Here is a 12,395-nt window from a genome sequence, read left to right on the forward strand (position 1 = left end):
TCCATAGTTAATTAAATCAAAAAGTGACTTAATTCATCTTTAGTTTGTATCTTTGTACTTTCCCTGTTTTTGTTTTGGGCAACTCATTAATAAACTTTATAGACCTTGGATATTTAAAGGGAGCAATTTTATTTTTAACATAGTCTTGCAGTTCGTTGATTGTTTGTTCAGACGGGTCTGCAATATCTGTCAATACAATATGTGCCTCAACAATCATGCCTCGCGCATCGTCTTTTTTTCCTATCACGGCGCATTCTTTAACATAAGCATGACTGAGCAGCGCGGATTCCACTTCCGGTCCGGCAATGTTGTAGCCAGAAGACACAATCATTTCGTCATTACGGGAAACAAAATGGAAGAAGCCTTGGTCGTCTTTGTAGAATGCATCTCCTGTAATGTTCCAACCGGAGGAGACATAGTCACTTTGCCGAGGATCATTTAAGTAGCGGCAGCCTGTCGGCCCCCGTACAAGTAACCGTCCCACTTCCCCCACTCCGGCTTCTTCGCCATTTGCATCAACAATTTTGGCTTCATAGCCTGAAATTGGCTTCCCGGTAGAGCCGGGAGCATGGTCATTCAGACGATTGGAAATAAAGATGTGCAGCATTTCAGTTGCACCTATGCCATCGAGAAGCGGTTTGTTTGTTTTTTCAAGCCACTCCCTGTAAATAGGTGCTGGCAGCGTTTCACCTGCAGACACAGCAACCCTCAGCGACGACAAATCAGCGTCTTCCTCCATACCTTTTAGCATCACGCGATAGGCAGTTGGCGCAGTAAAGCAGATGGTTGCTTTATATTTATCAATAATTTCAATGATATTGGTAGGTGACGCATTTTCCAGAAGGATACTTGATGCGCCAAAGCGTAACGGGAAGATCGCTAAGCCACCCAATCCAAAAGTGAACGCTAACGGAGGGGAGCCTACTACTATGTCATCGGAAGAGATCTGCAGCACTTCCTTCGCATAGCCATCGGCTATCTGCAATAAGTCCCTGTGGAAATGCATTGTGGCTTTGGGTTTTCCGGTAGTACCCGACGTAAAAGCCAGCAAGGCAACGTCATCACGTCCTGTTTTTACTGGACTGAATTTCACCGACTTTTCTAATGCCATTCTGTCGAGTTGAGCATCAAAATTTGAGCTGCCATCAAAGCCGATGACATGCTCCAACCAGACACTGGACTGCTGGCATTCTTCAAGCTCATCCATAATCCGGGTGTCACATAACGCAAATTTGATTTCCGCTTTATCAACAATTTGACCTAATTCAGCCGCCCTTAGCATCGGCATGGTATTGACTGCTACGCCTCCCGCTTTCGTAACGGCCAACCAACATGCAACGAAAGCGGGGTTATTTGTGGAACGAATAAGCACTCGATTCCCCGGCACCAGATCGAAATCATCGACAAGAACGTTCGCGATCCGGTTACTCCAATCCAATAACTCTTTATAGGTTCGTCTTCGCCCATTCCCGATTAGCGCAGTATGATCGCCAAAACCGGTGGCAACCATTTTATCGGTCAATTCTTCAGCAACGTTTAGGTATTCTGGATATTGATTTTCCTTAACCAGAAACTCTGGCCAAGTGCCGACAGGCGGCAAATTGCTTCGTGTAAACGAATCGATATGTGCAGTTGGTCCTAACATCTTTTTCCCTCACTACGTACTACTTTCAGCGACTGCATCTCATGCCTTGTCGGCAGATCGACAGACCGTAGGGCTGGTTAGCTTAGTCTTTCACAACATGATGAATAATGGCGTCCAATTGGTGACTCAAAATATGGAGCGAATCATCGTCCAAAGAGATAAGAAGTTCATTGACCCATGCTTCGTGGGCTTTCGCTTGCACTTCAAATTCTTTGCGACCCAATGCCGTGAGCGATACACAAGATGCTCTTCGATCATTTGGCATCACCGTTCTTTCAACGAATTCGTCATCTATCAGCCTATCAATAATGCCCGTGACATTACCGCCAGAAACACGCAAAGCCGTTGATAATTCACTCATTTTCATGCCTTCTTCATAGCGTGCCAGTGTTGCCAGCACATCAAACCGTGGGAGTGTTGAATTAAATTCAACCCGAAATTTCTGTCTCAGATCTGACTGTATGTATTGGCTGACACCAAGGATTTTCAGCCATAACCTAAGTCGTGATTTAGAGTGTTTTTCATCGACATTCACGGGTAATTTTTCCATTTCAATCATCAATTCAGGACTCTCTATTGTGAGGAGTTCTTGTTGGCTAATTCTCTGTTTACTAACCCTTGTAATTGTTCTTTTCCTGTTTGGTAGGGTCGCGGCCAAACTTGCTCGCTGTCTTGTATGAGAGCCGCTTGCCTATTCGTCCAATAAGGGTCGGATAAATGAGGGCGACCAATCGCGACCAAATCCGCGCGACCCGCCAATAAGATGGAATTCACATGGTCAGCGTCGTAAATATTCCCGACCGCCATGGTGCTGATGTTGGCTTCGTTACGAATCTGATCGGCAAAAGGCGTTTGATAAAGACGGCCGTACCTTGGTTTTACCGATGACGTTGTTTCACCTGATGAAACCACAATGATATCGATACCCACATTCTTCAACATTGCAGAAATATCGACGGCTTCACGGGGTGTGACGCCGCTTTCACCCGCCCAATCACTGGCCGAAATACGGACGGACATTGGCTTGTGAACCGGCCAAACTTGCCGAACAGCTGTCACTACCTTCAATGGAAATCTCATGCGATTTTCAAGTGATTGGCTACCGAACTGATCATCACGCAAGTTAGTCAGAGGCGAGATGAAAGAGGCCAATAACCCACCCTGTGCTGCATGAATTTCCAGCATGTCAAAACCCGCACGGTCAGCCCGTTGCGCCGCTTGAACAAATTGCTCACACACCTTATCCATTTCTTGTTCGGAAATCGGTTCAGGTACATGGCTGCTAGGCGACCATGGCACGTGAGAGGCGGACTTTAGCGGCCACCCACCCGTTTCCAAGGGTTGATTCTCCGCCTCCCAGGGTAATTGAGTCGCTGCGCGGGCACCGGCATGGCCAAGCTGGCAACATGTCGCAGCCTGCGTTTCGTTATGCACAAACTCATTCACCCTGCTCCAGCCCGAGACTTGAGTGTCGTGATACAGCCCTGCACACCCCAATGTAGCTCGTCCATCTTCGGCCACTGACACCATCTCCGTGCACACTAAGCCCGCTCCACCTTTGGCTCTCTCGCCATAATGAATAAGGTGCCAATCGGTTATGTGCCCATCCGTACTTTTGTATTGGGCAATCGGGGAAACCACAACGCGATTGATGAGTTTTAAGTCACGCAGAGTAAAGGGAGTGAACATGGGAGACCGAACCTGGCCAGACTCGTCGCTACCGGCTTGATTGCTGAACCAGGCTTCAGCTTCAGCGAGCCATTTGGGGTCTCTCACGCGCAAGTTTTCATGTCCAATTCGTTGGGAGCGCGTCAACATGGCGTAGTTCAATTGCTTCAGGTCAAACCCTAAATAGCGGTGCACATGCTCAAACCACTCTAAAGAGTTGATTGCGGCGGACTGAATGCGCAGCACCTGTTCGCGGCGTTCGCTTTCATACAGACGAAAAGCATCTTGTATTGAGTCTTCTTGATTCAAATATGTCGCCAACGCAATCGCACTTTCCATCGCTAATTTGGTGCCGGATCCTATGGAAAAATGCGCAGATGCGGCTGCATCTCCTAACAAGACAATGTTGTTAAAGCTCCACTTTTCGCACAATAAACGTGGGAAGTTGATCCACGCTGAACCTCGGATGTGGTTCGCATTCGTAATGAGGGGATGACCTGATAAGTGGTCTTTGAATATTTCCTGACAGACTTCAATGGATTCCTGCTGGCTCATGTCACCAAAGCCATACTTCGCCCATGTTTCTTCATCACATTCGACAATGAAGGTCGCCATTTTGTCGTCAAACTGATAAGCGTGTGCCCAAACCCAACCTTTATCGGTTTCCACAAAAATAAACGTGAAGGCGTCATCAAACTTCTGAGGAGTACCCAACCAAACAAATTTGCATGGCCTCATTTCGACGTTGGGTTTGAATTCTTTCTCGTGAGCTTGCCTTGTTTTGGAATTCAATCCATCGGCGGCAACCACAAGGTCATACGCTTTCGCTAACTCTTCAGCAGGCTGGGACTCGGTGGCATAACGAATTTCAATGCCCAATTCTTCCGCCCGTTTTTGCAAAATATTGAGGAGTTTTAATCGCCCGATACCGCAAAATCCATGACCTGTCGAAACTATTTTTTCGTCATTTCTCACTAAGGCAATGTCATCCCAATAGGCGAAGTTTTCCCTTATAGCGTCTGCTGTTACCGGGTCATTTTGTGCAAAGTTGTCTAAGGTTTCTGCTGAAAAAACAACGCCCCAACCAAAGGTATCATCCGCACGGTGCCGCTCAATAATGCACACTTCAACGTCAGGGTTGCGCAGTTTCATTGATATGCCGAAATACAGCCCTCCGGGGCCTCCTCCGATACAAGCGACTCTCATTTCCGTGCTCCTGCATTAATGATTTGATCAAATCGTAGGCACCGAATAAATATATTTCAAGCTTAAAATATCTATACTTAAAATATATATTAACTGTATTATCAATTATGTTTCTCGCGGACCAAAAGAAATGTATTTCTAATCAAAGACTTTGGTATGAGCGTCCAAATAATGAGAAATACTTAATAAATCTTTGCTTATATGAAAATAATTTGCATTTATTGCTCAAGTAATTCTTTTTGACTGTAGGATGAAGGTCTTCCTGTCTCTAATCTTGGTTGTGCGCGTTAATATTTTGTCAGGAGATAAACAATGAAAATCGAATCAATAAATAAGAAAATACCCATTCAAAATATTGATAATAGAGAGATATTTATTGAACACGTGGAGGATGAAAACCCAGAAAATACCGTGGACTCCCTTGCTGCTCTAGCGGCAAAAATTAGCGAACGCTTTCTCGCATACGGTGTAAATAGATCATCAATAAGAACATTAACGATATATGTAGTATCACTTGATGATTTCTTTAAAAATCAAGATGAAATAGACAAAGTGCTCAGGTTCAGGCTAGCAGGTAATATTGGTGAGATTGCACTCATTGAGCACGAAACGGTTGCGCTCGAAGCGACCATCGAGCGGGAGCCGCCATCAAATGACATTGTCTTCAGAGACTACTCGAAAGCCGAGCTGTTTGATCAATACTACACCTTTTTGACTGCCCCCGATGCACCACAGATCATTCGTAATTGGGTGGAGACTCGCCCTTCTCCTCACTGCGACATGACGGAAATCGTGTTTGGTTCATCTTCCTACCACCATTCGCTCGACCTTTATCTCCCGAAGCGTAGAGACAAAAAAATGCCTTTGCTTATCCACATTCACGGTGGCTATTGGCAATACACTGACAAAGAAATCTACGCCAAGGTGGCTAACGCTTACACGCAGTGTGGCGTTGCCGTAGCAAACCTGAATTACCCACAAGCCCCAGACGTCACAATGAGTGAAATCATTGATTCATGCCGGAGTGGTATTCGCACTTTATTTGTCACCGCAGAGGAACATGGCATTGACCCCAATGCGATTACCGTTGCGGGCCACTCAGCGGGAGCTCACCTAGCCGCCATGATGGGATTAACCAACTGGTCGGCATTTGATGCATCGCTTCCGCGCAATCTATTCCAAACCGTTATCGGCTTTTCAGGCCTTTACGATCTGGAACCCTTCACTATCATCATGCGCGAGCGGTTAAACCTCGACTCAACACAATTAACAAAAACGAGTCCTGTTCATTTTGATGCTTCTGAACCCGTCAATTTCAGCCTGTATGTAGGAGGTAATGAAAGTGACGAGTTTCAAAGACAGACCAGTGTTTTTGCGGAGTATCTTCAGTCTCGCGATATGAATAGCAATACCGTGGTTTTAGAGAATAAAAATCACTTTTCTACAGTTGATGAATTTTACTCTGAATCTACATCAACCTTTTGTGCCTGTTTAGATTTAATACTTAAAAAACCACCAAAACCTCTAATTGGGTAAATATCGCTTGGGTGAAGTAAGACAAGAGGCAAGCAATGATTTGTTAGGAATTTCGGACAAATCAGTTCAATGTTGACTATCCACGGATAAGTTCCGAAGAAAAACTCATCACGCAGACTTATCTTTTCTTTATTGAAAATCACGCATCACGCATAATAAGTCCTTGTCAAAATACTCAATATTGAGTTTTCATTTTACGTTGATGGCTCTAGAATAAAGATTATTACTCTTTGTTGTATCAGTAAACCCAATCCACTAATACTTACTAAGGCACATAGTTGGATTTGAAGGAGGAGTTCACAATGGAGCAGTTTCAGTTTCTCCTGCAACGCTTTGACCCGGGTGTTATTTGGTTAAATGCTAGGAATCAAATAGTTGCAATGAATCACGTTGCTTTCGAGGTGCTAGAGTGTCAAGATGGTTTTCCACTCGGAAAGGAAATCGTGAAATTTCACCCTCCAGAAGTTAGGAAAAAAGTTTCCAAACTTATCTCTAAACAAAACTGTCCCGTGGATTCACCGAAACCCATTTCCATGATAATCGCGGCTATTAACAAGTTATTGCTACTTAAGATAAGTAAAACAATCGGAGAGAGAGGAATATATGGAACAAACGTGATTTTTTATGATTTAACCAGCATTGCAACTGATTTAGAAAACGATACGATAACCATTAAAAAATATCCGGTTTATAAAAACAAAAAAATAATTTTGATTAACATCTCGGATATACTCTACTTTAAAGCCGACGGACACTATTCATCTATCATAACTGCGGACGATACTTACCTGTGTAATTTATCTATTGGCGAGATAGAACAAAATTCCCCAGTTGGCTACTTCAGTCGCACTCACAGAAGTTACCTTGTAAATTTACAATCAATTACAGCTGTTGAGAAAAGAACTCGCACCCTGACATTGACGTTTGACAGCACGCATTCTGAACCCGTGCCCGTCAGCAAAAAGTATAGAAAAGACATAATGACGCTACTCAACATCCCCTAAATCATGTTTTCCATCCATGTCCTTGGCATTATTAATGTGTGTATTCAATACATCCCAAGGCAGAAGTGCACATTTCTTTCTTGACGGAGAAACCGTATCAACGATGGACAGAATAAGAGGCTCGGTTTTCTCCAAAGAATGATGGTTCAGGCCTGAACGTATCTCAGTATAATAATCTTCAAATATACCAATCGGTTTATCACAGCAAAGCGTCGTCATGATAGATGCTGATGCAATACAAATTGAACAGGCACGAGCACTGTATTCAATATTTGAAACCTTTCCGCCTTGAATATCTGCCGCCAAAGAAATTTGGTCACCACAAACCGGGTTAATGGCTTGAATCACTACGCGTTCAGACGAGGGCGTCTTATGGCCCTTCGGATGGCGGTAATGTGCCATCAACAAACTGCGTTGGTCGGCGATCTTATCCATTTTTTCGTCCATATAACGCAATGGCCTCAGACACTGCAGCCTGTAAACCATCAATCACGCTCTCATGATTGTAAATCGCAAAACTCACCCGGATGACAGCATGTTGTTCGAACTTCTCCAGCAAAAGATGAGCACAATGGGCCCCCGTCCTCACTGAAATTTGTTCATTTCTGTCTGCAACATCCGCAAAGTCGTGAGGATGAACCCCATCAATGGTAAAGGACAGAATGCTGGAGCCCGAAGCATTTCCTCCCCGAGGTAACACCTTAACTTCCTTTATTTCCAGTAAACGTTGGCGAGTTTTGGCTTCCAAATCATAAAGGTACTTTTTGATCTGCGCTTTTCCTACACCTTGTATAAAAGTAAGCGCCAGGTCTAAGCCGATCGCCCCCGCCAAATTGGGGCTTCCTGCTTCAAAAGCGGTGCTTCCTTCTTTGAAAACAATGTCTTTTGACGAGCGGGAAACTGTGTTGACAACACCGCCCCCCATGAAATGCGGCGTCATCGCACTCAATTTATCTCTCGAGGCAAACAAGACGCCAATACCTTCCGGCCCATACATTTTATGGGCAGAAAAACACAGAAAATCGCATTGGATTTCTCTCACATCTAAATCGAGGTAACTTGCAGATTGGGAGGCGTCCACCAGCGTTGCTATGCCCAATGTACGCGCTTTTTGACAGAGTTCTTTAATAGGAAATTCACCACCAATCACGTTAGATACATGTGGAATGGCAATAAGCACCGAGTCTGAAGACCATATATCTTCATGGGCAATATCCAGCTCTCCATTGATGCAGGCTGGAATATAACGAAGCTCACTGCCCGTCTTTTCACAGATATCACGCCACGGAAGGAAGTTGGAATTATGTTCAAACTCTGAGATCCAGACTTTTTTGCCCGGGCCTAAATGGGAAGGAAGCCACGCCTTGGCAACCAAGTTAATACTCTCTGTTGCAGAACGCGTGTAAATAATTTCATCGCTTGACGCCCCTAAGAACTCGGCCAGATTGGCCCGACAAGCATCGTATCGCTCAGAGCAAAAGTGCCCGCGCCGATAAGTCGTGCGATGCACCGGCCCAACGTTGTTTTTATAATACTCGGACAGCCCCGTGATAAGACTGATTGGTTTAAACGTTGTGGCCGCATTGTCGAGAAAGTTTGCTCCCTGAGTATCCAGGTATTGAAATTCACTCTCCACGTGTCCATCAAACGCGGCCATTTCAGGTTCCCTCTGCAAACCGCACATCCAACCTTTGACCCGTTTTTTGCGCCAGTTGGCTTATCCGGCCGCCTGTTCCGCCACGTCGAAACATGACAATTTCGGCCATGACACTTAATGCGATTTCTTCGGGGGTGTGTGCCGCAATATCCAATCCAGCAGGTGTGCTAACCAAGACGTTTGGGGTACGTAATGCCTGATCATCTAAATAGTTCATTACTAACCCCGCTCTCTTCTTGCTCGCAACCAGCGCGATGTAATGGGCACCAGACGAAATGGCTTTCATCATGGACAGGTGATCACCTTTGTGCTGCGTTGCAATCACTACATAATCTTCTGGAGCAGGTTCAAGCTGACTGTAGTCAGTGTCATCGTTGATAATAATGGTTGCTTCAGGATAGGATGCGTGAGTTGCAATCGTGTCATTTATCACCACTTCAAGCCCCATCAGGCTACCTAGCGTGCATAATGTCTGCACGACTTTACCGTGGCCAATAAGCCATAGTTTTGGTGCAGGCACATACGGTTCTACATAGACTTTCATCGCCCCTCCACACGGCATGCCGACACCGAGCATTTCATCGTCTAGATCTATATCAAACGTCCTTGGGGTCCCTTCCTTGATAGCCTCTTTCGCCTGATAGCAGGTCTCGGATTCGGCACATCCACCACCAATCCAGCCAGTTACAAGTTCCCCGTTAGCGTTGATTAACGCTTTCGACCCTGATTTTGCTGACACCGACCCCCAATGATCAACAACAGTGGCCACCGCGAAAACCGATCTTTCTTTTTGCATTAACGCAATTTTCATTTCTATTTTGTCAGTCACCTTATACTCCCACTGCGTAGCTGGCCGGTTGACCTTTATGGCTAAAATTCCATTAATTCAGCAGCGCCATGTCGTTTGGTGTATCGATATCCCGGCAAAACCCAACCGAATGGCATTCAAGGGTATTGACCCAGTCGGGGTGCTCTTCAATCAACCGCCGACAGGCCGGTCTCAGATCATCTTTTCCCGCCAGTGCAATGCAGTTTCTCGTCATGAGGACAGGGTTGCCTCTTTGGCCGAAAACGGTTGGGACAGTGATAACGGGCACTAGGTACGCTTCGAGTGATCCACACTTTTCCAAATGGCTCAAAATAAGTTGCCTGACATCGTTGCGTGTCAAAAAAGGCTGATCAGCCAACGCAACAACAATACTGTGTGAATCAGGATTGATGGCAGTAAGACCCGCTTTAATCGACGTATGCTGACCGCGCTCATAATCGGCGTTAAAAACAAAGTGAATGGGTAACCCACTGAGCGCGTCGGCGATCCTTTCAGACTCAAAGCCTACAACAACCACCAATCTCTTGATCCCGAGGCTGAGATAGAGCTTGGCACTTCTCCGGACCATTGGCTCCCCGTCAACAGGGATACAGAGCTTATTGATGTCCCCCATCCTCGTTGACATACCGGCAGCCAAAAGCAATACGTCCAGCTTGGGAATAAACGCTTCAAGATTATCCATGACAGCAACTTTTCCCCACGTCGTTTCCGTTTTTCTGCGGTGTCCCATCGGGTATTTTTTCCTCGGTATCAGGCAACGCTTTGCATTCTTTGCTCACTGACGTTTCATTATTCGACTCCTGTCCATTTTTGAGGGCAACGATCTGAGCAACAACGGATAACGCCACCTCTTTAGGCGATTGCGCGTGTATCTCTAACCCAGCAGGAGAAACGATTTTTTCAACATCCGAAGATGCGGTGTCTCCTTCCAAGAGTTTCTTGCGAATGGCCGTAAATTTTTTCTGACTGGCGACAAACAAAACGGTCGGGCTTTTCGATGAAATGGCCGTTTTCAGCATTGTCAGGTCTTTTTTGCCCTGAGTTGCAATAACAATCGTGGCCGATTCATTTAATTCAGAGGCGGTTTGGATAAACGCGTCGGTGTCTGCGCATTGACTCTCAGGCAGCAACTCTCTGTGATAACACTCGTCAGAGAATAACATTGCGTCATACCCAACCTGCTCCACAAAACCAGCAACTTGAACCGCCGTTTCACTCGAACCGACAACGATCACCTGTTTTTTCACGTTGATTGGCTGAAGAAATACATCAATAACACCTTCGCTGGCACAACTGGAAGGGTAGAAAACCTGCTGCTCCGTGAGTAAGTTACTCGACGTTGGCCCAACCCTAAGCAATATAGCCTGGCCTGTATTTAATACGTGCTGAGACCACTTTTTCACCGCCGGTTGAATACATCCCCCGCCTATCCATCCCCTCAGGGTGTTGTTGCTGAAGATTGCCTGATTGCCAGCTTTACTTGCACTCGACCCTGAAACCACAATCACTGTCGCGATCACTGCCGGGCACTGCGCTTCAACGACATCAAGCAACATCGTGTATGCGTCTGTATGTTTGAGGCGTTCAGTATTCATTTATCTTGCTCCCCATCCATCATCTATAACCTTGATTGAACCCGTCAGTGCATTGAAGTGGTCAGTTTCCGGAAGTCTTCAACGGTATTGATTGAGAACATGTCATCAATGTATTCCATCGCACCCGCTAACTTTTGCGATGAGAGATCAAACCGCTCCAAGGCCATCAAAGGATTGACCCAAATCAGCCGGTGACAAAGACGCTTAAGATGTTTTGTTACCTGAGAAAGCTGTGTTCCAGAGTCGGTATCCAGACCGTCGCTCAAAATCACCACATAGTGATTTCGCCTTTGCGGCTTGCTGGCAGAATGCAACCATTTATCAAGGCTCGCAGCAATTTTGGTGCCGCCGCCCCAGCACAAATGCTGAAGAAGAATTTGCTCTCTTAATTGACCGAACTGCTGATGGTGTAATTGCCGCGATATTTCTGTGAGCTGGGTGTTAAACAGCCAAACACGCGTGGTTTTTAGTCTTTTCACCATTGCCATTGCGAACAGTAAAAAAAGGGATGTGTGCTTATCCATTGAACGACTGACATCAATGAAGAGCGTGACGGTTGGTTTCTCATCCCGCGAACTAAACCACTGTAATTCGAATAACTCACCACCATGTTGCATGTTGACGCGCACTGACTGCCGGATATCGAGGTGTTTTCTGACGTGCGCAGAGCTCGAGGTAGCCTGACGAGAACGCAGCCATTGATTAATGATGGCGTCACAAATACCCGACAACTGCACCAGCAACTCGGGATTGATTGGGGCGTCAAATCTATCGACATGACCATCCCGCGACGAGGCCCGATATTTATTGATCATGTCACCGTTTTCGAGGTCAACCGCCCCAGACTCTTTCTGCGACTGTTTGGATTTCTCTTTTCGCTGCTGCGTTGACTGCCCGTCAGGAACGCCATTTGACTTATTCTGCTTCCCCATCAGGTTTTGGGTGATCACTTTGCCGCCCTGAATAGGCTTTACCGACCAGTACCTAGCGTATAGCTCATCAAACTGATGCCACTTTGCCCGAGTGTCACACACCAAGGTTTTCAGCAAGTGCCGCATGGCCTCTCTGTCAAAGAAATCGTTCTTAGCCAGTAACATTAAAGCCGTTTGTTGCGTACTGAAATCAACCAAAAAGCCTCTTGCCCTCAAAGAGCGAAGAAAATGGATCATTCGCAACTCCGTCTTTTCGATGTCAAAAATCTCGGCCATTAGGTTTCTCCAATACGGCGCAAAAACCACTTCGATATGACAAGAAA

The 12,395-nt window shown here is 45.8% G+C and carries 11 protein-coding genes; 2 read left to right on the forward strand and 9 right to left on the reverse strand.

Features of this window, described 5'->3' with window-relative positions:
* Positions 1–28: 28 nt before the first annotated feature.
* The 3 genes from GMA8713_RS06130 to GMA8713_RS06140 form a co-directional block, all read right to left on the reverse strand.
* A complete protein-coding gene (locus GMA8713_RS06130) occupies positions 29–1,645 on the reverse strand; it encodes an AMP-binding protein (protein WP_062706872.1) in 1,617 nt (538 codons plus the stop codon).
* An 82-nt stretch (positions 1,646–1,727) separates the two neighbouring features.
* A complete protein-coding gene (locus tag GMA8713_RS06135) occupies positions 1,728–2,195 on the reverse strand; it encodes a MarR family winged helix-turn-helix transcriptional regulator (protein WP_062706957.1) in 468 nt (155 codons plus the stop codon).
* Between the two features lie 23 nt (positions 2,196–2,218).
* Entirely contained in the window at positions 2,219–4,519 is a 2,301-nt protein-coding gene (locus tag GMA8713_RS06140) for a bifunctional salicylyl-CoA 5-hydroxylase/oxidoreductase (protein WP_062706880.1), read from the reverse strand.
* Positions 4,520–4,831: 312 nt separating this feature from the next.
* Between GMA8713_RS06140 and GMA8713_RS06145 the strand changes: the two genes are divergently transcribed.
* Together GMA8713_RS06145 and GMA8713_RS06150 are read left to right on the forward strand one after the other, a co-directional pair.
* Positions 4,832–6,055 carry an alpha/beta hydrolase gene (locus GMA8713_RS06145; RefSeq protein WP_062706882.1) on the forward strand — a complete coding sequence of 408 codons (1,224 nt, stop codon included), beginning with the start codon at positions 4,832–4,834 and terminating at the stop codon, positions 6,053–6,055.
* A 302-nt stretch (positions 6,056–6,357) separates the two neighbouring features.
* Complete coding sequence (locus GMA8713_RS06150) at positions 6,358–7,059, forward strand: LytR/AlgR family response regulator transcription factor (protein WP_062706884.1); 702 nt, start codon at positions 6,358–6,360, stop codon at positions 7,057–7,059.
* Here GMA8713_RS06150 and GMA8713_RS06155 read toward each other — a convergent pair.
* Genes GMA8713_RS06155 through GMA8713_RS06180 form a run of 6 tightly spaced genes read right to left on the reverse strand, consistent with a single transcriptional unit; the run spans position 7,042 to position 12,348 of the window.
* A complete protein-coding gene (locus GMA8713_RS06155; protein ID WP_062706886.1) occupies positions 7,042–7,494 on the reverse strand; it encodes an iron-sulfur cluster assembly scaffold protein in 453 nt (150 codons plus the stop codon). The two genes, GMA8713_RS06150 and GMA8713_RS06155, sit on opposite strands and share 18 nt — an antisense overlap.
* On the reverse strand, positions 7,487–8,716 hold the full coding sequence (locus GMA8713_RS06160; protein ID WP_062706888.1) for an aminotransferase class V-fold PLP-dependent enzyme: 1,230 nt from the start codon (positions 8,714–8,716) through the stop codon (positions 7,487–7,489). The genes GMA8713_RS06155 and GMA8713_RS06160 overlap by 8 nt, the downstream gene beginning before the upstream one ends.
* Position 8,717: 1 nt before the next feature.
* Entirely contained in the window at positions 8,718–9,545 is an 828-nt protein-coding gene (locus GMA8713_RS06165) for an XdhC family protein (protein ID WP_062706890.1), read from the reverse strand.
* Positions 9,546–9,597: 52 nt separating this feature from the next.
* Positions 9,598–10,227: a nucleotidyltransferase family protein gene (locus GMA8713_RS06170; RefSeq protein ID WP_062706891.1), complete on the reverse strand. Its 630-nt coding sequence runs from the start codon at positions 10,225–10,227 to the stop codon at positions 9,598–9,600.
* Entirely contained in the window at positions 10,220–11,140 is a 921-nt protein-coding gene (locus GMA8713_RS06175; RefSeq protein ID WP_062706893.1) for an XdhC family protein, read from the reverse strand. The genes GMA8713_RS06170 and GMA8713_RS06175 overlap by 8 nt, the downstream gene beginning before the upstream one ends.
* A gap of 44 nt (positions 11,141–11,184) precedes the next feature.
* Positions 11,185–12,348, reverse strand: a complete 1,164-nt coding sequence (locus GMA8713_RS06180; RefSeq protein WP_062706895.1) for a VWA domain-containing protein — start codon at positions 12,346–12,348, stop codon at positions 11,185–11,187.
* Between the last annotated feature and the right edge of the window lie 47 nt (positions 12,349–12,395).

The organism is Grimontia marina (genome assembly GCF_900060185.1).
Taxonomy (GTDB): Bacteria; Pseudomonadota; Gammaproteobacteria; order Enterobacterales; family Vibrionaceae; genus Enterovibrio; species Enterovibrio marinus.